The sequence below is a fragment of the Chromobacterium subtsugae genome, assembly GCF_035919665.1.
GTDB classification, from domain to species: Bacteria; Pseudomonadota; Gammaproteobacteria; order Burkholderiales; family Chromobacteriaceae; genus Chromobacterium; species Chromobacterium subtsugae.
This window is the reverse complement of the sequence record NZ_CP142381.1, coordinates 4,140,430-4,167,348: the sequence shown is the minus strand read 5'-3', so window position 1 is coordinate 4,167,348 and position 26,919 is coordinate 4,140,430. Positions and strand designations below refer to the sequence as shown.

General features: G+C 65.3%; 29 protein-coding genes. 21 read left to right on the top strand and 8 right to left on the bottom strand.

The window, feature by feature from the left end:
* The first annotated feature begins 88 nt into the window (after positions 1 to 88).
* The 3 genes from U6115_RS19800 to U6115_RS19790 all read left to right on the top strand — a co-directional run bounded on the left by U6115_RS19800 (position 89) and on the right by U6115_RS19790 (position 1,798).
* Entirely contained in the window at positions 89 to 973 is an 885-nt protein-coding gene (locus U6115_RS19800) for a LysR family transcriptional regulator (protein WP_043580333.1), read from the top strand.
* Positions 970 to 1,353, top strand: a complete 384-nt coding sequence (locus U6115_RS19795; protein WP_146008444.1) for a hypothetical protein — start codon at positions 970 to 972, stop codon at positions 1,351 to 1,353. Before U6115_RS19800 ends, U6115_RS19795 begins: the two co-directional genes overlap by 4 nt.
* 124 nt (positions 1,354 to 1,477) lie before the next feature.
* Positions 1,478 to 1,798, top strand: coding sequence for a hypothetical protein (locus U6115_RS19790; RefSeq protein ID WP_052258394.1), 321 nt, complete (start codon positions 1,478 to 1,480; stop codon positions 1,796 to 1,798).
* A gap of 28 nt (positions 1,799 to 1,826) precedes the next feature.
* Here the strand turns inward: U6115_RS19790 and U6115_RS19785 are convergent, their stop codons facing one another.
* The 5 genes from U6115_RS19785 to aroQ all read right to left on the bottom strand — a co-directional run bounded on the left by U6115_RS19785 (position 1,827) and on the right by aroQ (position 6,259).
* Positions 1,827 to 2,915 (bottom strand): DUF3426 domain-containing protein, encoded by a 1,089-nt coding sequence (locus U6115_RS19785; RefSeq protein ID WP_043580335.1) that lies wholly within the window; start codon positions 2,913 to 2,915, stop codon positions 1,827 to 1,829.
* On the bottom strand, positions 2,912 to 3,808 hold the full coding sequence (prmA, locus tag U6115_RS19780; protein WP_043580337.1) for a 50S ribosomal protein L11 methyltransferase: 897 nt from the start codon (positions 3,806 to 3,808) through the stop codon (positions 2,912 to 2,914). The genes U6115_RS19785 and prmA overlap by 4 nt, the downstream gene beginning before the upstream one ends.
* Complete coding sequence (gene accC / locus U6115_RS19775) at positions 3,808 to 5,163, bottom strand: acetyl-CoA carboxylase biotin carboxylase subunit (RefSeq protein ID WP_043580339.1); 1,356 nt, start codon at positions 5,161 to 5,163, stop codon at positions 3,808 to 3,810. The genes prmA and accC overlap by 1 nt, the downstream gene beginning before the upstream one ends.
* A 121-nt stretch (positions 5,164 to 5,284) precedes the next feature.
* Positions 5,285 to 5,752: an acetyl-CoA carboxylase biotin carboxyl carrier protein gene (gene accB, locus U6115_RS19770; protein ID WP_043580341.1), complete on the bottom strand. Its 468-nt coding sequence runs from the start codon at positions 5,750 to 5,752 to the stop codon at positions 5,285 to 5,287.
* Between the two features lie 36 nt (positions 5,753 to 5,788).
* Positions 5,789 to 6,259 carry a type II 3-dehydroquinate dehydratase gene (gene aroQ, locus U6115_RS19765; RefSeq protein WP_173427798.1) on the bottom strand — a complete coding sequence of 157 codons (471 nt, stop codon included), beginning with the start codon at positions 6,257 to 6,259 and terminating at the stop codon, positions 5,789 to 5,791.
* Positions 6,260 to 6,528: 269 nt separating this feature from the next.
* On the opposite strand from aroQ, the gene queA reads away from it, so the two are divergent.
* From queA to U6115_RS19725, 8 genes are all read left to right on the top strand, one after another.
* Positions 6,529 to 7,551 (top strand): tRNA preQ1(34) S-adenosylmethionine ribosyltransferase-isomerase QueA, encoded by a 1,023-nt coding sequence (queA, locus tag U6115_RS19760; protein ID WP_043580346.1) that lies wholly within the window; start codon positions 6,529 to 6,531, stop codon positions 7,549 to 7,551.
* Between the two features lie 62 nt (positions 7,552 to 7,613).
* Positions 7,614 to 7,985, top strand: coding sequence for a gamma-butyrobetaine hydroxylase family protein (locus U6115_RS19755; protein WP_043580565.1), 372 nt, complete (start codon positions 7,614 to 7,616; stop codon positions 7,983 to 7,985).
* 2 nt (positions 7,986 to 7,987) lie between these two features.
* A complete protein-coding gene (gene ubiE, locus U6115_RS19750; protein ID WP_043580348.1) occupies positions 7,988 to 8,722 on the top strand; it encodes a bifunctional demethylmenaquinone methyltransferase/2-methoxy-6-polyprenyl-1,4-benzoquinol methylase UbiE in 735 nt (244 codons plus the stop codon).
* Positions 8,722 to 9,237, top strand: a complete 516-nt coding sequence (locus tag U6115_RS19745; protein ID WP_043580350.1) for a M15 family metallopeptidase — start codon at positions 8,722 to 8,724, stop codon at positions 9,235 to 9,237. Before ubiE ends, U6115_RS19745 begins: the two co-directional genes overlap by 1 nt.
* A gap of 13 nt (positions 9,238 to 9,250) precedes the next feature.
* Positions 9,251 to 9,835, top strand: a complete 585-nt coding sequence (locus U6115_RS19740; RefSeq protein ID WP_043580352.1) for a ubiquinone biosynthesis accessory factor UbiJ — start codon at positions 9,251 to 9,253, stop codon at positions 9,833 to 9,835.
* A gap of 8 nt (positions 9,836 to 9,843) precedes the next feature.
* Positions 9,844 to 11,370 (top strand): ubiquinone biosynthesis regulatory protein kinase UbiB, encoded by a 1,527-nt coding sequence (gene ubiB, locus U6115_RS19735; RefSeq protein WP_043580353.1) that lies wholly within the window; start codon positions 9,844 to 9,846, stop codon positions 11,368 to 11,370.
* A gap of 175 nt (positions 11,371 to 11,545) precedes the next feature.
* Positions 11,546 to 12,862: an NAD(P)/FAD-dependent oxidoreductase gene (locus U6115_RS19730; RefSeq protein WP_043580355.1), complete on the top strand. Its 1,317-nt coding sequence runs from the start codon at positions 11,546 to 11,548 to the stop codon at positions 12,860 to 12,862.
* A 575-nt stretch (positions 12,863 to 13,437) separates the two neighbouring features.
* Positions 13,438 to 14,754 carry an MFS transporter gene (locus tag U6115_RS19725; RefSeq protein WP_230623444.1) on the top strand — a complete coding sequence of 439 codons (1,317 nt, stop codon included), beginning with the start codon at positions 13,438 to 13,440 and terminating at the stop codon, positions 14,752 to 14,754.
* Here the strand turns inward: U6115_RS19725 and U6115_RS19720 are convergent.
* On the bottom strand, positions 14,751 to 15,119 hold the full coding sequence (locus U6115_RS19720) for an Mth938-like domain-containing protein (protein WP_043580357.1): 369 nt from the start codon (positions 15,117 to 15,119) through the stop codon (positions 14,751 to 14,753). The two genes, U6115_RS19725 and U6115_RS19720, sit on opposite strands and share 4 nt — an antisense overlap.
* A 236-nt stretch (positions 15,120 to 15,355) precedes the next feature.
* On the opposite strand from U6115_RS19720, the gene U6115_RS19715 reads away from it, so the two are divergent.
* The 4 genes from U6115_RS19715 to thrC all read left to right on the top strand — a co-directional run bounded on the left by U6115_RS19715 (position 15,356) and on the right by thrC (position 19,752).
* Entirely contained in the window at positions 15,356 to 16,588 is a 1,233-nt protein-coding gene (locus U6115_RS19715; protein WP_043580360.1) for a pyridoxal phosphate-dependent aminotransferase, read from the top strand.
* 119 nt (positions 16,589 to 16,707) lie between these two features.
* Positions 16,708 to 18,018 (top strand): homoserine dehydrogenase, encoded by a 1,311-nt coding sequence (locus tag U6115_RS19710; protein WP_043580363.1) that lies wholly within the window; start codon positions 16,708 to 16,710, stop codon positions 18,016 to 18,018.
* The gene (locus U6115_RS19705; RefSeq protein ID WP_043580365.1) at positions 18,011 to 18,346 is read left to right on the top strand and encodes a hypothetical protein; all 336 of its coding nucleotides are present in this window, start codon (positions 18,011 to 18,013) and stop codon (positions 18,344 to 18,346) included. The genes U6115_RS19710 and U6115_RS19705 overlap by 8 nt, the downstream gene beginning before the upstream one ends.
* Positions 18,343 to 19,752, top strand: coding sequence for a threonine synthase (gene thrC, locus U6115_RS19700; protein ID WP_043580368.1), 1,410 nt, complete (start codon positions 18,343 to 18,345; stop codon positions 19,750 to 19,752). The genes U6115_RS19705 and thrC overlap by 4 nt, the downstream gene beginning before the upstream one ends.
* Positions 19,753 to 19,820: 68 nt before the next feature.
* Here thrC and U6115_RS19695 read toward each other — a convergent pair whose 3' ends face one another.
* Positions 19,821 to 21,944: an autotransporter outer membrane beta-barrel domain-containing protein gene (locus U6115_RS19695; RefSeq protein ID WP_080509617.1), complete on the bottom strand. Its 2,124-nt coding sequence runs from the start codon at positions 21,942 to 21,944 to the stop codon at positions 19,821 to 19,823.
* 159 nt (positions 21,945 to 22,103) lie between these two features.
* Between U6115_RS19695 and flgA the strand changes: the two genes are divergently transcribed.
* The 6 genes from flgA (at position 22,104) to U6115_RS19665 (ending at position 26,564) form a co-directional block, all read left to right on the top strand.
* Positions 22,104 to 22,766, top strand: a complete 663-nt coding sequence (gene flgA, locus U6115_RS19690; RefSeq protein ID WP_047236274.1) for a flagellar basal body P-ring formation chaperone FlgA — start codon at positions 22,104 to 22,106, stop codon at positions 22,764 to 22,766.
* Between the two features lie 76 nt (positions 22,767 to 22,842).
* Positions 22,843 to 23,139, top strand: a complete 297-nt coding sequence (gene flgM, locus U6115_RS19685; protein ID WP_043580371.1) for a flagellar biosynthesis anti-sigma factor FlgM — start codon at positions 22,843 to 22,845, stop codon at positions 23,137 to 23,139.
* A gap of 42 nt (positions 23,140 to 23,181) precedes the next feature.
* Positions 23,182 to 23,646 carry a flagella synthesis protein FlgN gene (locus U6115_RS19680; RefSeq protein ID WP_043580373.1) on the top strand — a complete coding sequence of 155 codons (465 nt, stop codon included), beginning with the start codon at positions 23,182 to 23,184 and terminating at the stop codon, positions 23,644 to 23,646.
* A gap of 143 nt (positions 23,647 to 23,789) precedes the next feature.
* Positions 23,790 to 24,710: a CobD/CbiB family protein gene (locus tag U6115_RS19675; protein WP_043580375.1), complete on the top strand. Its 921-nt coding sequence runs from the start codon at positions 23,790 to 23,792 to the stop codon at positions 24,708 to 24,710.
* Positions 24,711 to 24,834: 124 nt separating this feature from the next.
* Positions 24,835 to 26,190, top strand: coding sequence for a DEAD/DEAH box helicase (locus U6115_RS19670; protein WP_043580378.1), 1,356 nt, complete (start codon positions 24,835 to 24,837; stop codon positions 26,188 to 26,190).
* Positions 26,191 to 26,297: 107 nt separating this feature from the next.
* Positions 26,298 to 26,564 (top strand): hypothetical protein, encoded by a 267-nt coding sequence (locus U6115_RS19665; protein ID WP_043580380.1) that lies wholly within the window; start codon positions 26,298 to 26,300, stop codon positions 26,562 to 26,564.
* A gap of 64 nt (positions 26,565 to 26,628) precedes the next feature.
* Here U6115_RS19665 and U6115_RS19660 read toward each other — a convergent pair whose 3' ends face one another.
* Positions 26,629 to 26,910 (bottom strand): hypothetical protein, encoded by a 282-nt coding sequence (locus tag U6115_RS19660; RefSeq protein ID WP_043580383.1) that lies wholly within the window; start codon positions 26,908 to 26,910, stop codon positions 26,629 to 26,631.
* Between the last annotated feature and the right edge of the window lie 9 nt (positions 26,911 to 26,919).

Genomic DNA, 26,919 nt, shown 5'->3' with positions numbered 1-26,919 from the left:
CAGATTGGGTATGGCGTTATTTGACCATCGGCTTTATATTCAATAAATACGGCAAATTGAAAATCATTGTTCATTTTTAAGAAATAATATGGACCGCTTCTCTGAAATCCGCGCCTTCGTCGCGGTGGCCGAGCTGGGCAGCTTCGTCGCCGCCGCCGACAGGCTGGAGCTGTCGCGAGCGATGGTGACCAAGCTGGTGGCTTCGCTGGAAAACCGGTTGGGCGCTCGGCTGATGCACCGCACCACCCGCAAACTGTCGCTGACCGAGGCCGGCGAAACCTATCTGTCGCAGGCGGGCAGCCTGCTGGCGGAGCTGGACGAACTGGACGCGCTGCTGTCGCACGGCGCCAGCGAGCCGGTGGGGCGGCTCAGGGTGTCGGCGCCGGTGTCCTTCGGCATGCGCTACCTGGGCCGCATCATCGGCGGCTTCCACCAGCGCCATCCGCAGATAGAAGTGGAGCTCAGCCTCAACGACCGGCGGGTGGACCTGGTGGAAGAGGGCTTCGATCTGGCGCTGCGGGTGTCCAACCTCAGCGACTCCACGCTGGTGGCGCGCCGGCTGGCGCAGATCGACGATCTGCTGGTGGCTGCGCCGTCCTACCTCGCCCGCCACGGCGCGCCGGCGCATCCGTCGGAGTTGGCCGCGCATCAATGCCTGCTGTACGCGCTGACGTCGCAGCCCAATGTCTGGGACTACCAGGCGCCGGATGGCAGCCGCGACAAGGTGAGGGTGAAGGGGCCGCTGAAGGCCAATAACGGCGATGTGCTGACCGATGCGGCCATCAACGGCATGGGCATCGTGCTGCAGCCGCGCTTCCTGGTGGAGCAGGCTTTGGCCGAGGGCAGCCTGGTAGCCATCCTGCAGGACTACAACTGGCATTGCCTGGACCTGTCGGTGGTTTACCCGGTGCGTCGGCATGTGCCGGGCAAGGTGCGGGTGTTTGTCGATTATCTGGCGGAGTTCTTCGCTTGAAAGGCCGAGGAGGCCGCGAGCAAGGCAGGAAAGGAAGGACGGCGGTGCGCAGGTTTTGCTTGTTGGCGGTGGCCGCGGCGGGCTTGAGTCTGCCGGCATTCGCCCTTGAGGCGAATTGCCGGCACATGGCGGCGCCGGCGTATCCGATACGGGCCGAGATGGACAAGATCGCAGGCGACGTGACGCTGGTTTTTCACACCGATGCCCGCGGCCGTTACGACGGCCGGGCAAGCATGGTGTTTTCCGCGACGATTCCCGAGGCTTACCGCGAGGATTTTCGTTTGGCGCTCGACGCCATGCTGGAGGAATATCGATGCCGGCCCAATGCCAACCTTCAACTCAAGTTGAGATTCGTGCCGGATGACGGCGCGCAGCGATAGCCGGCTCGCCGCGACTGCGGGAGGGGCGGGGTGTTGAAAATGTTCTAATAGAAAATATCCATATCAGTTCCATAACGGAAGCCGGCGCGGCGATTGCGCCGGACGGTATGGGAAGGAGATGGATATGCGGAAAACGAAATGGCTGGCCGGCCTGTTGGCCGCCGGAATGGCGGCCGGCGCCGTTGCGGCGGGCTGCTCGCATCAGGAGGCGCCGGATTACCCGTTGAAGGCATTGCGCGACGAGGTGGGCGGCGTGGTCAAGGTGATGTTCCAGACCCGGGCCGACGGCACGGTGGCCGGCATCCAGAGCGCGGATTGGCGCCAGATTCCGCCGCAGTACCGCAGCGGCTTTCGCTACGAGATCAATAAAGCCTTGCGCGAATACCGCTGCACGCCGGGCGCCAGCCTGACGCAGGAGTTCGCATTCCGGATGGAGGAGGAGTGAGGCCTGGCGGCGCCGGGAGGCGCCGCTGTCAGGGATAGAACCAGTACAGGCTGTAACCCATCGCATGCACCTTGCCGGCATCCAGCCGCATGGTGATCTTCGCCTCGCTGTTGGGGTTGAAGCGTCCCAGCTTCAGATCGTCCGGCTTCAGATATTCCTTGGGCGCGAACACTTTGCGGATCAGCACCTGGTCGTCGCTGTCCTTCAGCGTCACCTCCAGCATCGGGAAGGCTTGCGCGTACTGGGCGTGGTTTTTCAGCGTGGCCGACAACTGGATCAGGTTGGGGTAGTCCGGCACGAAGGCGAGCTCGGACCATTCGGTGCGGATCAGCGCGATGTCGGTCGGCCAGGGCACCTGGCAATCCAGCGCGCGGCACATGCTTTCCAGCGCCGGCCGCATTTCCGGCACTTCGGCGGCGATGCGGGTGCGGTTGATGTAGACCAGCTGCGCGGCGAGGAACAGGATGCCGATCACCGCCAGCACCGCCAGCACGCCGTTGAGCCAGGGGCCGGCGGGTTGGTGGCTGGCGGCTTCCGCTTCTTCCTCGGCGTCGGCGTCGGTGAACAGCGGCTCTTCTTCGATAGGCGCGCGCGCCGGCTTGCTTTCCGGCTCCGGCAGCGCTTCCGCGCGGCGGCGGCGGCCGAAGACTTCCGGTTCGGCGGCGGCGATCGGCTGCGGATCGTCGAAGGGGTTGCCTATCGGCGCGGTGGCCTGGCGGTTTTGCATCGCCTCGGCCAGCGCGCGCTGGAATTCTTCCATTTCCGCCTGCGGCGCCGCTTCGGGTTCAGGCTCGGCCGCCGGCATCGCGGACGGCGGCGGGGCGATCAGCGGATTGTCGGCGGGGATGTCGATGTCGGGATGATTGCCTTGCGGATCGAAATCCGGCACTTCCAGCTCGAAGTCGTCGATGGGGTCGCGTTCGGCGGCCGGCTCCGGAGCGGGCGCCGGCTGGGCGACAGCCGGCTCGGGAGCCGGCTGCGTGACGACGAAATGATCCGGCGCCTTGAACACATGCGAACAGCGCCCGCACCGCACCAGGCCGTTGGCAGCGGCTAGCTGGTTGTCATTGACCTTGAAACGGGTCTGGCAGTTGGGGCACTGTGTCGTATATGTCATACCGTGGCGCGTCGGGTTCCTGTCAATCGAGTCCATCCTTCGTCGAACACCGGCGCGTCCATCTCGAACCACTGGCTGTAGATGGCGGACAGTTCGTCGGCCTGTTCGGCGAGGATGCCGGAAAGGACGATTCTACCACCGGTTTTGACATGGCTAGACAGCAGCTCGCCCAACATGCGCAGCGGATTGGCCAGGATGTTTGCCAGCACCACGTCGTACTGGGCTTGCGGATTGGCGTCCGGCAGGAAGAAATCGGCCTTGACGCCGTTTTGCGCGGCGTTGTCGGCGCTGGAGCGAACCGCCTGGGCGTCGATGTCGATGCCGACGGCGGAGGCCGCGCCCAGCTTCAGCGCGGCGATGGCCAGAATGCCGGAGCCGCAGCCGTAGTCGAGCACGCTTTCATTGCCTTGCAGCTGCTTGTCCAGCCACTGCAGGCACAGCCGCGTGGTGGGGTGGCTGCCGGTGCCGAAGGCGAGGCCCGGGTCCAGCTGCAGATTGACCGCGTCGGGCGCCGGCGCGTCGTGCCAGGTCGGGGTGATCCACAGCCGGTCGGAGATGCGGATGGGTTCGAACTGCGACTGCGTCAGGCGCACCCAGTCCTGCTCTTCGACGCGCTCCACGCTGTAGCCGGGCATCGCCAGCTGGCAGGCGTTGGCGGCGGCGGCGATCAACAGCGCGACGTCGGCGTTTTCGTCGAACAGGGTGATGATGCGGCTCTGGCTCCACAATTGGTCCACCGGCTCGCCGGGCTCGCCGAAGATCGGCTGCTCGCGGTCGGTGCCGGCCCAGGCGTCTTCAATCGCGGTGGACAAGGCGCCTGCGTCCATCAGCGCGTCGGCCAGCTTTTCCGCGACGGCGGAGTCGGAATCAATGGTGGCTTGCAACCAGGCCATCAGGCTTCCCCTTTTTTCTGCTGCAGGCGGTGCTCCAGATAATGGATGCTGGTGCCGCCGCGCTGGAAGGCCGCATCGAGGAACAGCTCCTGGTGCAGCGGGATATTGGTCTTGATGCCGGAAATCGCCATTTCCGACAGCGCCACGCGCATCCGCGCCATCGCCTGCTCGCGGGTGTCGCCGTAGGCGATCAGCTTGCCCACCATCGAATCGTAGTGCGAGGGCACGGTGTAGCCCTGGTAGATGTGCGAATCGATGCGGATGCCGGGGCCGCCGGCCGGGTGGTAGCTCTCGATCTTGCCCGGGGAGGGCACGAAGGTGAACGGGTCCTCTGCATTGATCCGGCATTCCATCGCGTGGCCGTGCAAAACGATGTCTTTTTGCTTATAGCGCAGTTTTTCGCCAGCGGCGATGCGGATCTGTTCCTGGACGATGTCGACGCCGGTGATCATTTCGGTTACCGGATGCTCCACCTGCACGCGGGTGTTCATCTCGATGAAGTAGAACTCGCCGTTTTCGAACAGGAATTCGAAAGTGCCGGCGCCGCGATAGCCGATGCGGCGGCAGGCTTCGGCGCAAGCTTCGCCGATCTTCTCGCGCTGCTTGTCGGTGATGCCCGGGGCCGGCGCTTCTTCGATGATCTTCTGGTGGCGGCGCTGCATCGAGCAGTCGCGCTCGCCCAGATAGATGGCGTTGCCGTATTCGTCGGCCAGAATCTGGATTTCGATGTGGCGCGGTTCCTGCAGGAACTTTTCCATGTATACGGTGGGGTTGCCGAACGCGGCGCCGGCTTCGGTGCGGGTCATCTGCACCGAGTTGATCAGCGCGCCTTCGGAGTGGACCACGCGCATGCCGCGTCCGCCGCCGCCGCCGGAGGCCTTGATGATCACCGGGTAGCCGATCTTCTTGGCGATCTTGGAAATTTCAGCCGGATCGTCCGGCAGCGCGCCGTCGGAGCCGGGCACGCAGGGCACGCCGGCTTCAATCATCGCGTGCTTGGCCGACACCTTGTCGCCCATGGCGCGGATGGTTTCCGCGCGCGGGCCGATGAACACGAAGCCCGATTGCTCGACGCGCTCGGCGAAGTCGGCGTTTTCCGACAGGAAGCCGTAGCCGGGGTGGATGGCCTGGGCGTCGGTCACCTCCGCCGCGGCGATCAGCGCCGGCACGTTCAGATAGCTCTTGCCGCTGGGCGCGGGGCCGATGCAGACGGATTCGTCTGCCAGCTTCACGTATTTGGCTTCGCGGTCGGCCTCGGAGTGCACGACCACGGTCTTGATGCCCATTTCACGGCAGGCGCGCTGGATGCGCAACGCGATTTCACCACGGTTGGCGATCAGAATTTTTTCGAACATGGAATTTCTCCGCGATCTGGCCCCGGCCGGACGCTTGCCCGGGGAGCCGTTGCTGTCACGTCAAACGACAAGGGCACAGACCTTGGCCGTGCCCTGAATCTCGCGATGTCGTCCGAGGGTTTTACTCGATGACGAACAGCGGTTCGCCGTATTCCACCGGCTGGCCGTCTTCCACTAGGATGGCTTTCACCACGCCGGAGCGGTCGGCTTCGATCTCGTTCATCAGCTTCATCGCTTCGATGATGCACAGAGTGTCGCCGGCGTTGACGCTCTGGCCCACTTCGACGAAGGACTTGGAGCCCGGGCTAGGCGAGCGGTAGAAGGTGCCGACCATCGGCGACTTCATCGCGTTCTTGTCGCTGGCGGCGGCGGGAGCCGCGGCCGGGGCGGCATCGGTTGCGGCGGCGGCGGCGGGAGCCGCGGCGGCCGGGGCGGCGTACATCTGGGGCATCGGCTGCGCGTAAACCTGCTGTTGGCTGGCGGATACGCGGGTGATGCGGACTTTTTCCTCGCCCTCGGTCACTTCCAGTTCGGCGATGCCGGACTCTTCGACCAGGTCGATCAGTTTTTTCAGTTTACGCAGGTCCATTGTCAATCCTTCGAATGGGATGTTCTGTAACGGTGGTCAGGCTTGCGCGGCAAGATGCCGTACGGCGTGCGCAAGCGCCAGCTCGTAACCGTGGGCGCCCAGCCCGCAGATGACGCCGACCGCCAGGTCGGAAAAATAGGAATGCTGGCGGAACGGTTCGCGGGCGTGAACGTTGGATAGATGTACTTCAATGAACGGCAGCTTGACCCCGGCCAGCGCGTCTCGCAGCGCGACGCTGGTGTGGGTGAACGCCGCCGGGTTGATCAGGAGGAAGGCGGTGCCGTCATCCAGACATTGGTGTATGCGTTCTATCAATACATGTTCGGCATTGCTTTGCAGCGCCGACAGGGAAAAACCGGCGGCCTTGGCCTGTTTGGCCAAGCGCTGGTTGATGTCGTCAAGGGTGTCCCGGCCATAGTGTTGAGGTTCCCGCACCCCGAGCAGATTGAGGTTAGGGCCGTGCAGCACAAGGATGGATCGGCTCAAAGCCTGACTCCTGTTTTTCATCTTGGCCGCGAGTTTGCCGCAATTCGCCGCAAAATGTCCAGCATTTGCGGAATTTAAAACGGCTGTTTAAGCGAGGCGGACAACGGCCGAGAACTGGTTTTAGAGTGAAAGCATTAGATTTTAAGGGGAAAATCGGTGTGGCATGTTTGCAATATGTAAATGGAATATCGGCATGGGTCAAGCTGTGTGCGTCGGCGATGTGACGCGCGGCACTGTGCCGGGAAGGTGGGCGCGGGTATAATTTGCCGATTCTGATTGATTGTTTCCGTATGCAGCTCTCCGACTTCGATTATCACCTGCCTGAGGCATTGATTGCCCAGCATCCGCCCGCGGTGCGCGGCGCCAGCCGCCTGCTGCACGTGGACGGCATGAACCTGTCCGACCAGACCTTCGCCGATCTGCCGACCAAACTGCAGGCCGGCGACCTGTTGGTATTCAACGATACCCGCGTGATCCGCGCCCGCCTGTTCGGCGAAAAAGCCAGCGGCGGCAAGATAGAAGCGCTGATCGAGCGCGTGCTGGACGACCACACCGCGCTGGCGCACGTGCGTTCGTCCAAATCGCCTAAGCCGGGCAGCCGGCTGATCTTCGCCGGCCGCTGGGAGGCCGAAATGCTGGAGCGCCAGGGCTCGCTGTTCAAGCTGCGCTTCCTGGCCGAGGACAAGCTGTTCGACATCCTGGAGGCTTCCGGCAAGTTGCCGCTGCCGCCTTATATAGAACGCAGCGCCGAGGGCGACGACGACGAGCGCTACCAGACCGTTTACGCCCGGGAACAGGGCGCGGTGGCGGCGCCGACCGCCGGCCTGCACTTCACCGACGCGCTGTTGGAGCAGCTGCGGGCGCAGGGCGTGGAAACCGCCTTCGTCACGCTGCACGTCGGCGCCGGCACCTTCTTGCCGGTGAAGGTGGAGAACGTGGCCGAGCACAAGATGCACAGCGAGATCTATGAGATCCCGCAAGCGACGGTGGACGCCATCGCCCGCGTCCGCGCCCGCGGCAACCGCGTGGTGGCGGTGGGCACCACCAGCGTGCGCGCGCTGGAATCGGCGGCGCGCGGCGGCGAACTGGCCGCCGGCCGCGGCGAGACCGACATTTTCATCACGCCGGGCTACCGCTTCCGCGTGGTGGACCGCCTGCTGACCAATTTCCACCTGCCGAAATCGACGCTGCTGATGCTGGTGTCGGCCTTCGCCGGCTACGACGAAATTTTCCAGGCTTACCGCCACGCGGTGGAGAAGGAGTACCGTTTCTTCAGCTACGGCGACGCGATGCTGCTGGAGAAAAAGGGCTAAGGTTTCCTTGTATGCAAAGCGCGGCGCCTGGCGCCGCGGCAGAACCCATAGAAAGCAAGACCATGTCCGGAGTCGCCCCCCAAGCCGCCCAGCCGGTGGAAATCCAGCTGCACCAAGTGTCGAAGATGCTGGAAATCGCCTTCGACGACGGCGCCCGTTTCGAATTGCCCTGCGAATACCTGCGCGTCCATTCGCCGTCGGCGGAAGTGCGCGGCCACGGCGTCGGCCAGGAAACGCTGCAGGCCGGCAAGAGGCAGGTCGGCATCACGGCGCTGGAGCCGGTCGGCCACTACGCGCTGAAGATCACCTTCGACGATGGCCACGACAGCGGCCTCTACAGCTGGACTTATCTATACGAACTGGGCGCCAAGCGCGACCAGTACTGGCAGGAATATCTGGACAAGCTCGCCGCCGCCGGCGCGAGCAGGGAGTGAGCATGGACAAGACCACGCATTTCGGTTTCAAGACCGTCGATGAAAGCGAGAAGGCCGGCAAAGTGGCCGAAGTCTTCCATTCGGTGGCTGGCAAGTACGATGTGATGAACGATCTGATGTCGGGCGGCCTGCACCGGGTGTGGAAGCATTTCACGCTGACCACCTCCGGCGTGCGCGCCGGCGACAAGGTGCTGGACATCGCCGGCGGCACCGGCGATTTGGCGCGCGGCTGGGCCAAGCGCGTCGGCAAGACCGGCGAAGTGTGGCTGACCGACATCAACAGCTCGATGCTGACCGTGGGCCGCGACCGCCTGCTGGACGAAGGCGTGATCCTGCCGGTATCGCTGGCCGACGCCGAGAAGCTGCCCTTCCCCGACAATTACTTCGACGCGGTGTCGGTGGCCTTCGGCCTGCGCAACATGACCCACAAGGATGCGGCGCTGCAGGAAATGTGCCGGGTGCTGAAGCCGGGCGGCAAGCTGTTCGTGCTGGAGTTCTCCAAGGTGTGGAAGCCGCTGTCGCCCCTCTATGACTTCTACTCGTTCAAGGCGCTGCCCATCATGGGCAAGCTGGTGGCGAACGACGCCGACAGCTACCAGTACCTGGCCGAATCCATCCGCATGCACCCGGATCAGGAAACGCTGAAACAGATGATGCTGGACGCCGGCTTCGGCAAGGCCGACTACCATAATCTGACCGGCGGCGTGGTGGCGCTGCACAAGGGCTTCAAGTTCTGATGCAGGCCGAGCTGGCGGCGCGTCTGGCTGAACTGGGGATAGATCCCGCCAGCTTGCTGGCGCGGGGGCTGGAGACGCATCCCGAGCCGGCGGAGCTGGCGCTGGCGGAAACCAATGCCGAGGGGCGCGAGTTTCACCTCACGCCCGCGGCGGCGCAAGCTTGGACGGCGATGCGACGCGCGGCGGCTGAGGATGGCGTGGAGATGTTTCTGCTGTCCGCTTTCCGCAGCGTGGCGCGGCAGCATGAAATCGTCGCCGCCAAGCTGGCGCGCGGCTTGAGTTTGGACGATATCCTGCAAGCCAGCGCCGCGCCGGGTTTCAGCGAGCACCATACCGGCTGCGCCGTCGATATCGGCGCGCCGGGATCGCCGCCGCTGGAGGAAACGTTCGAAACCACCGCCGCTTTCGCCTGGCTGAACCGCCGCGCCGCGGTTTTCGGCTTTCATCTGAGCTACCCGCGCGACAATGCCTGCGGCTATCTGTACGAGCCCTGGCATTGGCGCTGGCGGGTTTAGCGGGAGGATATCCATGGCACTGACCATCGCCGCCTTCAATCATCTTTTAAACCAGCATCCGGCGCGGCGCGCCGAGCTAGCCGCCCATGCCGGCCGCCGCGTGACGATCGCCTTGCCGCCCTTGCATGTGGCAGGGGTGATCACCGACGATGGCTGGCTGGCCGCCTGCGAGGGCGAGCCGGAGGCTAGGCTGAAGCTGCGCCACGGCGCGGTGCTGTCGCAACTGAGCGGGCAGCCGCCGCAACTGTCCGACATCGCGCTGGAGGGCGACGCCGAGCTGGCCGCCGCGCTGGGCCGCATCGTCGGCCAGTTGCATTGGCATGCGGGCGAAGACCTGTCGCGCCTGTTCGGCGACGTGGCGGCGCAGCGGATGGAAACCCTGGCGCGCGGCCTGTTCGGCGTCAAGGGCCAGCTGGCTTTCCGCCTGGCGGAAAACTGGGTGGAACACCTGCGCGAGGAAGCGCCGGTGCTGGCCAGCCGCCGCCTGGTGCAGCGCTTCGTGTCCGAAGTGGACCATCTGCGCGACGACGCCGGCCGGCTGGATAAGCGGCTGGCGCGGCTGGAGGCCGCGCTCAATAAACCGAATACCCCGACCTGACGGACTTTATGTCGATATCGCGTTCGCTGAAGATAGTTGCCACCCTGTACCGCTACGGTCTGGACGATTTCCTCGAGGGCCATTCCAAACTGGCCTTTTTGCACCGCTTGTTCGCGTTGTGCCCGGTGGGCCGCGACATCCGCGCCCCGCTGCCCGAGCGGGTGCGCTTGGCGCTGGAGAGCCTGGGGCCGATCTTCGTCAAGTTCGGCCAGGTGCTGTCCACCCGGCGCGACCTGCTGCCGCCGGAGTACGCCGACGAACTGGCGCGGCTGCAGGACCGGGTGCCGCCGTTCGACGGCGACATCGCCCGCCAGGTGGTGGAAAACAGCCTGGGGCGCAAGGTGGAGGAGCTGTTCGTCGATTTCGACCTCAAGCCGGTGGCCAGCGCCTCGGTCGCCCAGGTGCACAAGGCCTGGCTGCGCCAGCCCGATGGCAGCCGCGGCCGCGAAGTGGCGGTCAAGGTGCTGCGGCCGGGCATCCTGCCGGTGATCGAGCAGGATCTGTCCTTGATGCGCACGCTGGCCGGCTGGGTGGAGAAGCTGTTCTCCGACGGCAAGCGTTTGAAGCCGCGCGAAGTGGTGGCCGAATTCGACAAATACCTGCACGACGAGCTGGACATGATGCACGAGGCGGCCAACGCCTCGCAGCTGCGGCGCAATTTCAAGGGCTCGCAGCAGCTGATCGTGCCGGAAGTGTTTTATGACTACTCCAGCCGCGACGTGCTGACGCTGGAGTGGATGCACGGCATCCCGGTGGGGCAGGTGGAGCGGTTGCGCGAGGCCGGCGTGGATCTGCAGAAGCTGTCCCGCTTCGGCGTGGAGATCTTCTTCACCCAGGTGTTCCGCCACGGCTTCTTCCACGCCGACATGCACCCGGGCAATATCTTCGTCGCGCCGGATGGCCGCTACATCGCGCTGGATTTCGGCATCGTCGGCAGCCTGACCGACACCGACAAACATTATTTGGCGGTCAACTTCCTGGCCTTCTTCAACCGCGACTACCACCGCGTCGCCACCGCCCACATCGAATCGGGCTGGGTGCCGAAGGATACCCGCGCCGAAGAGCTGGAAGCGGCGGTGCGCACCGTGTGCGAACCGATCTTTGAAAAGCCGCTGAGCCAGATTTCGTTCGGCATGGTGCTGCTGCGCCTGTTCGAGACCAGCCGCCGCTTCAATGTGGAAATCCAGCCGCAGCTGGTGCTGCTGCAAAAGACGCTGCTGAACATCGAAGGCCTGGGCCGCCAGCTGGATCCGGAGCTGGACTTGTGGGACACCGCCAAGCCCTTCCTCACCAAGTGGATGAACGAACAGGTGGGTTGGCGCGGCCTGCTGCGCACGCTGAAGAATGAAGCGCCGCAATGGGCGACCACGCTGCCGACGCTGCCGCGCAAGTTGAATGAGGCGCTGGGTTCGGCCAAGACCGAGCTGTTGGTGGAGGGCTACATCCAGCTGATGCGCGAACAGAAGCGGCAGAATTTCCTGCTGATGCTGATCGCCATTTTGCTGGCGGGATTGCTGGCCAAGGTATTGTGGTAAACCTGCCATGCCGACCGTGAACAAGCCGTCCATTCCGCGCCGAATGGGCGGCTTTTTCTTTGGGATGGATCGGCAGGATACTGCCATGGCGACGCGCTAATTATCGCGGTAGGCGTCTGGCGATGGGGAAAATGCGGTAACCTTGGCAAAAAATACCACTAATAAGGAGTTGCTTATGCTAAGCCGAAACGCGGCGCTGCCGCGCATCGTCATCGTCGGCGGCGGGGCCGGGGGGCTGGAGCTGGCCACCCGGCTGGGCCGCACGCTGGGCGCCCGCCACCGCGCGCAGGTCGTGCTGGTGGATGGCTCGCCCACCCATATCTGGAAACCGCTGCTGCACGAAGTGGCCACCGGCGCGCTGAACACCGGCGAGGACGAGGTCAACTACTTCGCCCACGGCTACCGCAACGGCTACGACTTCGAGTTCGGCTATATGCAGGGGCTGGACCAGGCGCGCCGCAGCATCCGCCTGGCGGCGATACCGGGCAGCGACGGCCAACAGCTAAGCCCGGAGCGCGAGATAAGCTATGACTGGCTGGTGATCGCCGTCGGCGCCGAGGCCAACGATTTCGGCACCCCGGGCGTGGCCGAGCACGCGATGTTCCTGAACACGCCCAACGACGCCGAAAAGCTGCGCCACCGCGTGTTGGAGCAGGCTTTCCGCGCCAGCAGCGGCGATGCGCCGGCGCGCGCGCTGTCCATCGCCATCGTCGGCGGCGGCGCCACCGGCGTGGAGCTGGCGGCCGAGCTGAACCACACCATGTGCGAATTGCACCACTACGGCGCGCGGCTGCAGCCGGAGCGGGTGAGGATCAGCGTGATCGAAGGCGCGGAGCGCATCCTGGCCGCCGCGCCGGCGACGCTGTCGGCTTACGCCGAGGAGCAGTTGGCCGGCAAGCGCATCCAGGTGCTGACCAACAGCCGGGTGGCGGCGGTGGAGGCGGACGGCGTGGCGCTGGCAGACGGCCGCAAGGTGGACGCCGACATCACGGTGTGGGCGGCCGGGGTGAAAGCTCCGGGCTGGCTGGCCGGCCTGGACGGCCTGGAGACCAACCGCGTCAACCAGCTGGTGGTGGATACCCGGCTGCACTGCGCCGGCGGCGACTGCGTATACGCGATGGGAGACTGCGCGGCGGCGCCGGACGGCGACAGCGGCCGCATGCTGGCCGCCACCGCCCAGGTGGCGCACCAGCAGGCGCGCTATCTGGCCGACGAATTGGCGCGCAGGCTGGACGACAAGCCGGCGCGGCCGTTTGTCTTCAAGCCGCAGGGCATGATGGTGTCGCTGGGCAAGCACACCGCGGTGGGCAGCCTGGCGGCGGTGGTGGGGCCGAAGCGCGACTACCACGTGGAAGGCCGCGGCGCGAAGCTGATCTACGCGTCGCTGTACCGGATGCACCAGGCGGCGGTGCACGGCTGGGCGCTGGCGATCCTGCTGTTCATCGGCGACAAGCTGCGGCGCGCGGCGCGGCCGGCGTTGAAGCTGCACTGAGGCTGATCCGAGGAGGGGGGCGGAGCCCGTCTGCATCGATGCCGTTTGCCTATTTGGCGAGCGGCATTTTCTTTGGCGACAAAGCAGCGGACGTTTGCCGGTTTTGGCGTTCGGGTAGATGGCTGATCGGCGACCATACCCCCTTCGGCACGCGCCGGCAAAAAAGCGTCTGGCCAGGTTTTAAGCCGCCGATTTGTTCGACGCCGCGCGACGTTAGCGCGTACCGCTGAGCGAATCAAAGATGCGCACGCATGTAGTTTCGGCGGCTCCTGGCCAGGCGTTTTTTGCCGGGGGTTCGCGGACTGAGGGGCGGCCTGGGATCGCCTCTGCGTGCGAATCTTCGATTCGCTCAGCGACAGGGCTGGCCGCACAGCCCCTGGCCTGTTTGGCGGGCGGAACCGCCACCTAAAATATTATCCGCGCAGCGGATGCAACTGATGATTTGCGATGGCGTGGCCATTGCTTTGTCATTCATGCATGGATAGCATCCGCTTGAGTGTGTGCTGCGCCGCAACTTGACCCATCCTCGCCTTTCTTCGATGCTGCTTTGACATTCGCATATTGAAGGGGCGGGCATGGAGATGGAGTTGGGCAAGTGGCTGGACGAGCGGCCGCTGGGCGGGTTTCAGTACCGGCTGTTGGTTTTGTGCGGGCTGTGCATGATCCTGGACGGTTTCGATGTGCAGGCGATGGGTTATGTCGCGCCCGCGCTGCTGGAGGACTGGGGCATCGCCAAATCGGCGCTGGGGCCGGTGTTCGGCGCCGGCTTGCTTGGCTTGATGCTGGGCGCCTTGCTGTTCGGCGCCTTGGCCGACCGCATTGGCCGCCGCCCGGTGCTGCTGGGCTGCGCGCTGCTGTTTTCCGCCGGCATGCTGCTGACCGCGGGTGCCGCCAATCTGCCGCAGCTGATTGCGCTGCGCTTTGTCACCGGGGTGGGACTGGGCGGCATCATGCCCAACGCGATGGCGCTGGCCGGCGAGTACAGCCCGGCGCGGCGGCGCGCCAGCCTGATGATGCTCATTTCCTGCGGCTTCACCGCCGGCGCCTTGCTGGGCGGCTTGCTGGCGGCCTGGCTGATTCCCGCGCACGGTTGGCGCTCGGTGTTCATCGTCGGCGGCGTCGCGCCGCTGCTGCTGTGGCTGCCGATGTGGCGCGGCTTGCCGGAGTCGGCCAAATTTCTGCTGCTGCGCGATCGGACCGGTCAGGCCGAGGCCTGGTTGCGCAGGATGGAGCCGTCGCTGCCGGCGGGTATTCGGCCATGGCTGGCGGAGCGGCCGGCCCGCAGCAATCCGGTGGCCGAGCTGTTCCGCAACGGCTTGGCCCGGCGCACGCTGCTGTTGTGGCTGCTGAGCTTCCTCAATCTGATCGTGCTGTATTTCCTGTCCAACTGGATGCCGTCGCTGTTGCGCGCGCAGGGGCTGGACATGCGCCATGCCTTGCTGGCGGGCAGCATGCTGCAACTGGGCGGGGTGATAGGCACGCTGGCCTTCGGCTATTGGATAGACCGGGCCGGGTTTCGCCGCGCGCTGCCGCCTTGCTTTCTGTTGGCCGCGCTGGGCTTATGGCTGTTGGGCAGGGCGCAAGGCGAGGCGCTGTGGCTGCATATGCTGCTGTTCGGCGCCGGCTTCTGCATCATAGGCGCGCAGCCGGCGGTGAACGCGCTGGCGGCCAGCGCTTATCCGACCAGCCTGCGCGCCACCGGCGTAGGCTGGAGCCTGGGCATCGGCCGCATCGGTTCGGTGCTGGGGCCGTGGCTGGGCGGGGTGCTGATCGGCCTGGCCTGGAGCCAGGCGGCGCTGTTCGCGTTGCTGGCGCTGGTGGCGCTGGCCGCCGCCGCCGTGGTGCTGGCCTACCACCGCGAGCCGGCGCGGCGGGTAGGGGAAGCGGTTTAGATCGCCAGCAGCGCGGCGACCACGCGGCGGTCTTCGGCCAGCAGGATGTTGAAGGTGCGGCAGGCGGCCTGGGTGTCCATGCATTCCACGCCGATGCCGGCCTCGGTCAGCGCCGCGTACAGCCGCGGGTGGACGAAGCGCTGGCTTTCGCCGGAGCCGAACAGCACCACTTCCGGCTGGTAGGCCAGCAACGCGTCGAAGTGCGCGGCGGCGAGGCCGGAAAAGTCCGGCGCGGCCCAGGCGGCCACCTCGTCGGCGCTGACGATCAGGTTGCCGTCGTGGCGCTGGGCATTGATCAGCACGTGGCCGTCGCCGTAGCCGGTGAACAGGTTTTTGCCCTGTCCCAGCGACTGGTGCATTTTCATCGGAATGGCTCCCTTGGCAGTGGTTGGCGGCCACCGCGCGGCGCATCGGGCGGCGCTCGTGCAGTGCACCAAAGATTGGGATAGGATTATACCCAGACCCGGGGCTCAAGCGACCACGCCCTGAATGTGGCTTTAGCCGCCGGGCGGAATACAGAGATCCCATGAAACAGCAACCACACCGCCACAAGCATGCCGTCCCATCCGGCGGGCGGCCTGAAACGGAAGCCGTCGCCGCCATGCAGCCAGTCCACAAATCGCAGAAACTCGCCAACGTCTGTTACGACATCCGCGGCCCGGTGCTCGAGCACGCCAAGAGGATGGAGGACGAAGGCCACCGCATCATCAAGCTGAACATCGGCAATCCGGCGCCGTTCGGCTTCTTCGCCCCGGACGAGATCATCGAGGACGTGATCGTCAATCTGCCGGCGGCGTCGGGCTATTCCGATTCCAAGGGCCTGTTCGCGGCGCGCAAGGCCATCATGCATTACGCGCAGCAGAAGCATCTGCCCAATGTGGCGATGGACGACATCATCGTCGGCAACGGCGTGTCCGAGCTGATCGTGATGGCGATGCAGGCGCTGCTGGACAATGGCGACGAAGTGCTGGTGCCCGCGCCGGACTACCCGCTGTGGACCGCCGCGGTGGGGCTGGCCGGCGGCAAGGCCGTGCACTACCTGTGCGACGAGGAGCAGGGCTGGTTCCCCAGCATCGCCGACATCCAGGCCAAGATCACGCCGTCGACCCGCGCCATCGTCATAATCAATCCCAACAACCCGACCGGCGCGGTGTACCCGCCGGCGCTGCTGCAGCAGATCGTCGAGGTGGCGCGCCAGCACCAGCTGATCATCTACGCCGACGAAATCTACGACAAGGTGCTGTACGACGCCGCCAGCCACACCTCGATAGGCTCGTTGGCGCCGGACCTGTTCGTGGTGACCTTCAACGGGCTGTCGAAGAATTACCGCGCCTGCGGCTACCGCGCCGGCTGGATGGTGCTGTCCGGCGAGAAGAAGCACGCCAAGGACTACATCGAAGGCCTGAACATGCTGGCCTCGATGCGGCTGTGCGCCAACGTGCCGGCGCAGTACGCGATCCAGACCGCGCTGGGCGGCTACCAGAGCATAGACGACCTGGTGGCGCCGGGCGGCCGGCTGGCGCGCCAGCGCGACCTGGCCTACAAGCTGCTGACCGATATTCCGGGCGTGTCCTGCGTCAAGCCGCAGGGCGCGCTTTACCTGTTCCCCAAGCTCGATCCCAAGATCTATCCGGTGGGCGACGACCAGCAATTCATCCTGGAATTGCTGCAGCAGGAAAAGGTGCTGCTGGTGCAGGGCAGCGGCTTCAACTGGATTGCGCCGGATCACTTCCGCGTGGTATTCCTTCCTAATACGGATGATCTGGTGGAGGCTATCGGCCGCATCGCCCGTTTCCTGGAGAACTACCGCAAGCGTCACGGCAGCGCCGACTAAGCGCCGGCAGCGGCGGCGGGACAGATTCCCGCCGCCCGAGGACCGCCCGGACAGGACGCGCCTGTCCAGACGGCCTTTGGCCTGAATAAAAAATCAAGGGACTGAACGGAGACAGATTTATGAAACCGATCCATATCGGCCTGCTAGGCGTCGGCACCGTCGGCGGCGGCACCGCCACCGTGCTGAAGCGCAACGCCGGCGAGATTACCCGCCGCGCCGGCCGCGAGATTCGCCTGATCCAGGCTGCCAGCCGCGACCTGGCCAAGGCGCGCGCCGCGCTGGGACCGGAGGTGGCGCTGGTGGACGACGCGCGGCGGATCGTCGACAACCCGGACGTCGACATCGTGGTGGAGCTGATCGGCGGCGACGCCATCGCCAAGGAGCTGGTGCTGAAGGCGATCGAGAACGGCAAGCACGTGGTCACCGCCAACAAAAAGCTGCTGGCGCTGCACGGCACCGAGATCTTCGCCCGCGCGCAGGAAAAGGGCGTGATGGTGGCGTTCGAAGCGGCGGTGGCCGGCGGCATCCCCATCATCAAGACCCTGCGCGAAGGCCTGGCGGCCAACCGCATCGAGTGGATCGCCGGCATCATCAACGGCACCTCCAATTTCATCCTGACCGAGATGCGCGACAAGGGCGCCAGCTTCGCCGACGTGCTGGCCGAAGCGCAGAAGCTGGGTTATGCCGAGGCGGACCCCACTTTCGACATCGAGGGCCATGACGCCGGCCACAAGCTGACCATCATGGCGGCGCTGGCCTTCGGCATTCCGATGCAGTTCGACCAGTGCTATCTGGAAGGCATCAGCCAGCTGGACGGCCGCGACATCCGCTACGCCGAGGAACTGGGCTACCGCGTCAAGCTGCTGGGCCTGACTCGCCGCACCGACAGCGGCGTGGAGTTGCGCGTGCACCCGACGCTGATCCCGGAAGGCCGGCTGATCGCCAATGTCAACGGCGTGATGAACGCGGTGCTGGTCAAAGGCGACGCGTTGGGGCCGACCTTGTACTACGGCGCCGGCGCCGGGGCTTTGCCCACGGCCTCCGCGGTGGTGGCCGACATCGTCGACGTCACCCGCCTGCTGACCTCCGATCCGGAACACCGGGTGCCGCACCTGGCCTTCCAGCCGGACCAGTTGCAGGACTTGCCGATTCTGCCGATCTCCGAGGTCACCAGCTCCTACTATCTGCGCATCGGCGCGATAGACCGCGCCGGCGTGCTGGCCAGCATCACCCGGCTGTTGGCCGAGAACGGCATCTCGATCGAAGCGCTGATCCAGAAAGGCTCGGTGTCCGACGGCACCGCCGAAGTGGTGATCCTCACCCACCGGGTGCAGGAGAAGGCGATCAACCATGCCATCGCCGGCATCGAAGCGCTGGACAGCGTGGCCGGCAAGGTGGTGCGACTGCGCATGGAAGAATTGAATGACTAGGCATTGGCAAGCCGGCCTGTGCGCCGCGCTCTTCACCGGTTTCGCGGCGGCCACGCCGCTCAGCCCCGGCCAGCACCAGCTGCTGCAGGGCTTCTTGATGCGCGGCTGCGTCAAGCGCACGCCGGCGTCCGACGGCGTCGGCCTGCCCGGCAACGAGCAGGTGCAGCGCTACTGCCAGTGCGCCAGCGAGAAGCTGGCCAGCACTTTCACCGCGGAAGAGGTGATGGGCGTGGTGACCGGCCAGATCAAGAAAGACGATCCGCGCGGCAAGCAGCGCCTGAAGGAAGCCTCCGCCGCCTGCGGCCAATACCTGGAACCACAGCAATGAAATATGTCAGTACCCGCGGCGGCATGGCGCCGCTGCCGTTTTGCGAAACCGTGCTGATGGGCCTGGCGCCGGACGGCGGCCTGCTGCTGCCGGAGCGCTATCCCCGGATAGACCGCGCCACGCTGGACGCCTGGCGGCAGCTGGGCTACGCCGAGCTGGCGTTCGAGATCATCCGCCTGTTCGCCGACGACATTCCGGCGGATGATCTGAAAGGCATCGTTTCGCGCGCCTACCGGGCCGAGACCTTCGGCAGCGAAGCCATCGCGCCGCTCAAGCGCCTGCATGACGGCCTGGCCATCCTGGAGCTGTCCAATGGCCCGACGCTGGCGTTCAAGGACATGGCGATGCAGTTCCTCGGCCAGCTGTTCGAATATGTGCTGGAGAAGCGCGGCGAGAAGCTGAACATTCTGGGCGCCACTTCCGGCGACACCGGCTCCGCCGCCGAATACGCGATGCGCGGCAAGCGCGGCATCAATGTGTTCATGCTGAGCCCGGACGGCAAGATGAGCGCTTTCCAGCGCGCGCAGATGTACAGCCTGCAGGACGAGAACATCCACAACATCGCCATCCAGGGCATGTTCGACGACTGCCAGGACATAGTGAAGGCGGTGCAGAACGACCACGTTTTCAAAGCGCGGCACAAGATCGGCACCGTCAACTCGATCAACTGGGCCCGCGTCGTCGCCCAGGTGGTGTACTACTTCCACGGCTATTTCCGCGCGACGGCCAGCAATGACGAAACCGTAAGCTTCTGCGTGCCGTCCGGCAATTTCGGCAATGTCTGCGCCGGCCACGTGGCGCGGCAGATGGGCCTGCCGGTGGAGCGACTGATCGTCGCCACCAATGAAAACGACGTGCTGGATGAGTTCTTCAAGAGCGGCCGCTACGCGCCGCGCGGCAGCGAGCGCACCTACGTCACCTCCAGCCCGTCGATGGACATTTCCAAGGCATCCAACTTCGAGCGTTTCGTGTTCGACCTGGTCGGCCGCGAGGGGGCGAAGGTGAAGCAATTGTGGGCCGAGGTGGACGCGGGCGGCGGTTTCCAGCTGGATGGAGAAACCATGCGCCAGGTGCGCGACGCGTTCGGCTTCGTCTCCGGCAAAAGCGCGCATGCCGACCGCATCGCCACCATCCGCCTGGTGGACGCCGACGATGGCGTGGTGGTGGACACCCATACCGCCGACGGCATCAAGGTGGCGCGCGAACTGCGCCGCGAAGGCGAAACCGTGGTGTGCCTGGAAACCGCGCTGCCGGCCAAGTTCGCCGAAACCATACGCGAGGCGCTGGACCGCGAACCGCCGCGTCCGGCGGGCTTCGAGCGTCTGGAGTCGCTGCCGCAGCGGGTAGTGACCTTGCCAGCGGATGCCGGCCAGGTGAAGGCGTTGATGGAGAAGGCGCTGGGCTGATCCGCTCCGCGCCGTTCAGGCAAAAAAACAGGCTCCCTCGGGAGCCTGTTTCGTTATGGCTGCAACGATCAGAACGACACGGCCACGCCGAGGTTGCCGCCGGTCTGATTGCCGCCGCTCCTGCCGCTGGTGACCGAGAACTGGCCGTAGGCGGTGACGGTTTTGCTGAAGTTGGCGCTGACGCCGGCGGTCCACTCCATCCAGTTGGCGTCGGCCTTGCCGATGTTGGTGGTCCAGTCGCCCAGCGTGCTGGTGAGGCCGGCGGTGATGTTGCGGTCGTCTTGCTGGAACTCGTGGGCGAAGCTCACCTTGGCGTAGGGGCTGAACTTGCCGACGTCGGCGTCAAGCTGCCAGCCGACGCGTCCCACCAGCGAGCTGGCGTTCTGGCCGCCGAAGGCCATGCTGCTGCTGCCGCCTTGCTCGGCGAAGCCGGCCACCTTGACGTGGGCGTAGTCGAGGCCGGCCACCGGGCCGGTGGTGAAGTTGCCGTACTGCAGCCGGTAGCCGCCGCCGATGCGCAGGCCGTACTGGGTCTGGCGGGTGCTGCCGTTGATCTGCACCTGGGTCGGCCCCAGGGTGACGGCGCGGCTGGTGTCCAGATCGCCGGAGCCGATGTGAACGTCGCCGTCGATCCAGAACTTGTCCTGGTTGTAGCTGACCAGGCCGGACATCAGCGTGGTGCGGTCGTCCACGCTGCCCGGGGTGCCTGTGCTGGAGATGTCGGTCTTGCCCTGCTGGCGCGACATCGCCACGCCTATGCTCAGCGCCGGGCTGGCCTGGTAGTCGAGGCCCAGCGTGTACAGCTGGCCCTTCGGTTTGGCGGCCAGGTTGTTGTAGCCGATCTTGTCGTCGTTGAAGGCGCCGTCGACAAAGGCGCTGACGGTGCCGACCGCGCGTTTTTGCGAGCGGATGGCCTGGTAGCGGCTGTCCAGCGCGCCGCCCAGCTGGCGGGCGTTGTTCAAGGCGGAGTCAGGCAGCGCCGCGGCGTAGTAAGGCGCTTGAAGCAGGCCGTAGACGTAGTCGCCGATGATTTGCTGGGCCGCCGGAGTGGGGTGCAGCTGGTCGGTGAAGACGTAGCTTTGGCCAGGCAGCGTATTGGCCGCGCACTGGATGGCGGAGGTGGCGCAGGCGGAGCCGATGGTATTGGTGAAGCCGTATTGACCGGGGTTGGCCAGGATTTCCTGGAACAGCAGCGAGATATTCGGGCGAACGATATTGTGCTGCACGCCGGCGCCGGACAGCGTCATGTCGGTGAGCTGGTTGTAGCCGGCGGCCAATTGCTGCAGGCTGGGCTGGACGCCGGGGTTGGCAGCCGTGCCGTTGCCATTGTAGGCGGTGGCCACGCTGCCGGCCGGCACCGCGCCGCCGGTGGCGGTGGAGAGCGAGGTGTTGGCGGCGGTCAGCGCGGCCTGGATGACGGCGGCGGAATTGCTGGGGCCGACATTCTGCGCGCTGATGACTTGCCAGGCCGCTACCCAGGCGTTGTTGACCGCGGTGGTGGTGACGAGGCCTGGAACCTGCGCGTTGACGGTTTGCTGGACTGCGGTCAGCGAAGCGTAAATCGCCAGCGGCGCGGCGCCCATATTGGGAAGGTTGGGCACGATGACGGTTTTGGCGCCGGCCTTGACCAAGGCCTGCACGCTGGCGGCGGTGTACTGGGCCGAAGCGCCGAGCAGTTGCTGGCCGCTGGTGCTGGAGGCCGTGCCAAGCGCGGCGATCACGTCGTTGCCGCCGATCCAGACCGAATAAACGGCGTTCGGATCAGCCTTGCCGCCGGTGCTGGCGAGATAGGCCGCGGTCTGTTGCGGCAGTTCCTGGATCAGCAGGGTGCCGCCCGGGCCGTATTGCTCGACAGAGCCGCTGCTGCCGGAGGTGTTGGGATACTGGGTGATGGCCTGGTAGGTTTGGGCGACGGCGCCGCCCTGGGCATAGTTGTTGCCGCTGCTGCTGGTAGTGGCGTTGAGCGGGTTGTTGGCGACTGATTGCAGGCCGAAATGGCCGCTCAGCACATTGGTCCAGTTGGGACCGTAGCCGGTGGTCCAGCGGGCGCCGGCGGGCAGGCCGGATTGGCCGCCGAAGGCGCCGACATCGGACAGGCTGTCCCCAAAGTAATAGATGTTGCTGTAAGCGTTGGCTGCGGCCGGCAGGGCAAGGGCGGTGGCCAGGGCGAGAGCGGTCAAGCGACTACGCATTGTGTTTCTCCTCGGGCGAACGATTTATGTTTGCGTATTATTTAGTGTCAAGAGTCTAAGCTCTATTCAAACGATTATTCGAATCTTGCCGGCGCTTGTCAATCGCCATCGCTGCATTGGCTCGCCTTGCGCTAAAATGCAGGGATGCGAAGATCAATTATGTGGTTTTGCGGCTTGTTGGCGGCCATGCCGGCCTGTGCCGACGGCATCCAGAACCTGGCCCAGTTGGAGCGGCTGGCCGATCAGTTTCTCAAGCATGAGCTGGAGTTGCGCGCCGCCACCTGGCGGCTGGGACAGTTGGACAGGAGGCTGGCGCTGCCCGCCTGCAGCCGTCCCAAGGCGGATTGGGCGACGCCGGGCGTCACCACCGGAGCGACTTTCGTCGCGGTGTCCTGCCCGGATCTGGGCTGGTCGCTGCGGATTCCGGTCAGCATCAATGAAAAGCGGATGGGTGTGGCGCTGAGCCGGCCGATGGCCGCCGGCGAGACGATAGGCGCCGCCGACGTCCGGTTGGTGGATATCGCCAACCCCGCGCTGGCGAGCAATGTGCTGGACGATCTCAACCTGGCGGTCGGCCAGGTGTTGCGGACCGGCGCGCCGGCGGGCGCGTGGCTGCGCACTTTCATGGTGCGCGCGCCGTATCTGGTGCGCAGCAACCAGCAGGTGAAGGTGCTGGCGCAGGGCGACGGCTTTTCCGCCGAAGCCGAGGGCATGGCGATGGGCAACGCCGCCCAGGGCGAGCAGGTGATGGTCAGATTGAGCAGCGGCAGGGTGGTGCGGGGCACCGTGCAGGCCGATGGCAGCGTGGCCGTGATTTTTTGATGAGAAAATAGTTCAAGAGATTGTTTTTTCGGTCGATAATAGGATCAGTTGAGATTAGCTACGGGAAGGCCAGGCCATGAAGATCGACAATTCGGGCAAGCTGTCGGGAACCTACAGCACCCAGAGCAAGACCACTGCCCGTGCGCCGTCCAGTTCGACCAGCAGCCAAGGCAGCAGCAGCGACAGCGTGCAGATCAATTCCGTCGCCAGCCGTCTGAGCGCCATCGGCAATGATCCCAGCCAGCAGCCGGCCTTCGATGCGGCCAAGGTCGAATCGATCAAGTCCGCCATCGCCAATGGCAGCTTCAGCATCAATCCGGACAAGATCGCCGACGGCCTGATTTCATCGGCCCAGGAGCTGTTGCAGGGTTGAGCCTGAGCCGGAAGTGGACAAGCAGCGCAAAGAAGCAGGGATATGTCTGTCATTGATGAGTTCGCACAGCTTTGCCGGGACGAGGCCGACCTCGTGTCCCGGCTTGTCGTTTTGCTGGAGCAGGAGCAGGCCCTGCTGATACAGGGCGAGGAGCACAAGCTGGAGGCGCTGGCCGACAACAAGAGCGCCGTGCTCGACGAACTGGCGCGGCAGTCCTCCGTCCGCGGCCGGCTGATGACCACGCTGGGCGTGCAGGACCGCGACACGCTGTATATCTGGCTGGCGGACAAGCCTCCGGCCTGCGAGGCCTGGACCAGTCTTGAGGACGCGGTCAACCGGGCGCAAAGCATCAATCAGCTGAACGGCAGTTTCGTCAGCGAGCGGCTGGCCATGGTGGAGGAGTCGTTGCTGGTGCTGCGCACTGCCGCGGCGTCCACGCTGGGCTATGACCGTGGCGGCAACCAGCCGGAGGTGGTGACAGGCCGCCGCCTGCTGGGTTCGGCTTGATCCGGCCGCTCAAACAGTCCGCAAGGGCGCCCATCGGGCGCCTTTCGCCATTTTGGCGGCGCGCCGGCATCACTTCGGTGGGCGGGGCGAGCGCCTTTATGGTATCTTCCCCAGCGGTCCCGTGAAAATCACATCCAGAAACCATGACCCTGATTTCCCTGATTCTCGCTCTGGCTTTGGAGCAACTGCGACCGCTCGGCAATCGCAACCGGGTGTGGTTGTTGTTCACCCGCTACGCCAACCATCTTGAGCGCAACCTGAATGCCGGCGCCGAGCGCCATGGCGTGCTGGCCTGGCTGGTCGCCATCGTGCCGGTGCTGCTGCTCAGCCTGTTGCTGTTCTATTCGCTGAAAGCCGCGAGCCCGCTGCTGGCGCTGGCGCTCAATGTGCTGGTGCTGTATCTGACCATGGGCTTCCGCCATTTCTCCAGCGCATTTTCCGAGATATCGCAAGCATTGGCCGAGGGCCGGGATCTGGATGCGAGAGTGGCGCTGTCCAACTGGACCGGCCTGCCGACGGCGGAGCTGTCGGTAGAGGAGATCTCGCGGCTGGCGATCGAGCAAGGCGTGCTGGACAGCTACCGCCATGTGTTCGGCACCATGTTCTGGTTCGTGGTGCTGCCGGGGCCGTCGGGAGCGTTGTTGTTCCGCCTGTGTTCGATGCTGAACCAGAAGTGGGGCAGCCGCAATGCCGCGGAAGACCCGTTCGGCGTGTTCGCCGCGCGCGCGGCGGCCTGGCTGGACTGGATTCCCGTCCGGCTGACGGCGGCGGCTTTCGCCATCATGGGCGACTTTGAAGACGCGATCTATTGCTGGCGTTCGCAAGCCAGGACTTGGGGCAACTACGCCAACGGCATCCTGCTGGCGTCTGCCGCCGGCGCCTTGGGCGTGAAGCTGGGCGACCCGCTGCGGCAGGACTATTCGGTGAAATACCGGCCGGAGCTGGGCCTGGGCGACGATGCCGATCCCAGTTTCCTGAAAAGCGCGGTCGGCCTGGTATGGCGTTCGGCGCTGCTGTGGCTGGCCGTCACCCTGTTGATCAGCGTGGCCAGCCATATGGGCTGACGATGGAGCTGCCGCCCGCCCCGGGCGGCATTTGATTTATCTGCCGCCGGTTTACTTAATGAACATCGGGGCGCGTTGACGGATAGACCGCAACGTGCCCCTACGTATTGCAGGAGTGTGTTACATGTTGTTTTCCGAACTCGGCCTGTCGCCGGAAATCCTGCGCGCCATCGAAGAGCAGGGCTATAGCCAGCCGACGCCGATCCAGGGGAAGGCAATCCCGCTGGTGCTGTCCGGCCGCGACCTGCTGGCCGCCGCGCAGACCGGCACCGGCAAGACCGCGGCCTTCATGCTGCCTATCCTGGAGCGCTTGAAGAAATTCGCCAATACCAGCGTGTCGCCGGCGATGCACCCGGTGCGCGCGCTGGTGATTTCGCCGACCCGCGAGCTGGCCGACCAGATCGGCGAGAACGTCAAAAGCTATACCAAGTATCTGCCGCTGCGCGCGACCACCGTCTACGGCGGCATGAATATGGATCCGCAAACCCAGGAGCTGCGCCGCGGCGTGGAAATTCTGATCGCGACGCCAGGCCGCCTGCTCGACCACATCCAGCAGAAGAACGTGCAGCTGGGCAAGGTGGAAGTGCTGGTGCTGGATGAGGCCGACCGCATGCTGGACATGGGCTTCATCCAGGATATCCGCAAGATCATGGGGCTGCTGCCCAAGGAGCGCCAGACGCTGCTGTTCTCGGCGACGTTCGCGCCGGAGATCAAGCGTCTGGCCGCCGATTTCATGCATTCGCCGCAGACGGTCGAGGTGGCGCGCCAGAACGCCACCAACGACCAGGTGGAGCAGCTGGTGTTCAAGGTGGACGCCTTCCGCAAGCGCCAGGTGCTGGCGCAACTGATCCGCGCGCGCGACATGAGCCAGGTGATCGTGTTCTGCAAGACCAAGATCAGCGCCGACCAACTGGCGCGCGACCTGAAGCGCGATGGCCTGGATGCCGAGGCCATCCACGGCGACAAGACGCAGGGCGCTCGCCTGGAGACGCTGGCGTCGTTCAAGGACGGCGAACTGCGCGTGCTGGTCGCCACCGACGTGGCGGCGCGCGGCCTCGACATTTCCGAGCTGCCCTACGTGGTCAACTACGAAATGCCGAACTCCCCGGAAGACTACGTGCACCGCATCGGCCGCACCGGCCGGGCCGGCGCCAAGGGCGTGGCCATCTCGCTGATGAGCCCCGATGAAACCCGCCAGCACGAGGCGATCGAAAAGCTGACCCGCCAGACGCTGACGCCGCAAAGCGTGGACAGCTTCATGCCGGCGCAGCCGCCTGCGCGCGCCAAGCCGGCCGCGCGTGAACGCGAACAGGGCGGCGCCCGCGAGCCCGCAGCCATGCGCGAGCGCGAAGTGCCGGCTCTGACTGGCAATGGCGAAGGCCTGAAGCAGGCCCGTCCCGCCAGGCGCAACCGCAAGGCCCGGCGCGAGGTTCCGGCATTGTTGTTGCCGCCGCGCTACAAGGTGGAAATCATCCGCTAAGTTTGTTAACAAACCCCGCCGCCGGCGGGGTTTGTTTTGGCTGTCGTTGCGCTAATCTTGCAGGGATGAGACCTGCCGGCACCATGGCCGGCAAAGGAGAGTCGACGATGAAAAGAAAATGGATCGCCGCGCTGGGCGCGGGCGGCGCGATGCTGGGAGTCGGTGCGATTTGCCAGGCCTCGCCGCTGCCGATGTCGGCGGGCGAGCCGACGCTGGACAGCCACGGCAGCGCCAGCCTGGCGCAGGGCAAGCAGGGAGCGCAAGGCGAGGCCGACAGGCTGAGCCGGCTGCGCGCGCTGGTGCACAATAGTTCGATCCACTGCAGCAATCCCGGCTGCCCGATCTGCCACCCGCAGCCAAGCGCGTCGCTGTAAGCCGCGCGCGCAAAGAAAATGCCGGCCTGTGGCCGGCATTTCGCATTCAAGACCGGGGGGGCGCTCAGCTGGCGTCGCTGGGGCGCGGCATGGCGGCGACATCGCGGACCGGCGTGCCGGCATCGCGTTTGGCGTCTGCGTGGCGCAGCTGGTCGCGCACTTCCTGCACCAGCAGGAAAGGCGTTTCCGCCGGCCAGTGTTCGGTCCAGGTGCTGATGGTGGCGGGCTGGGGGTTGCCGTTGAACGGCGCGCGGCTGACGGCGTAGTTTTCAAACTGCCACAGCAGCGGCAGCAACAGCAGGGCGTGCAGCAGCCAGCGCGGAATGGATTGAAATGGTATCGTCATAGTATGTGT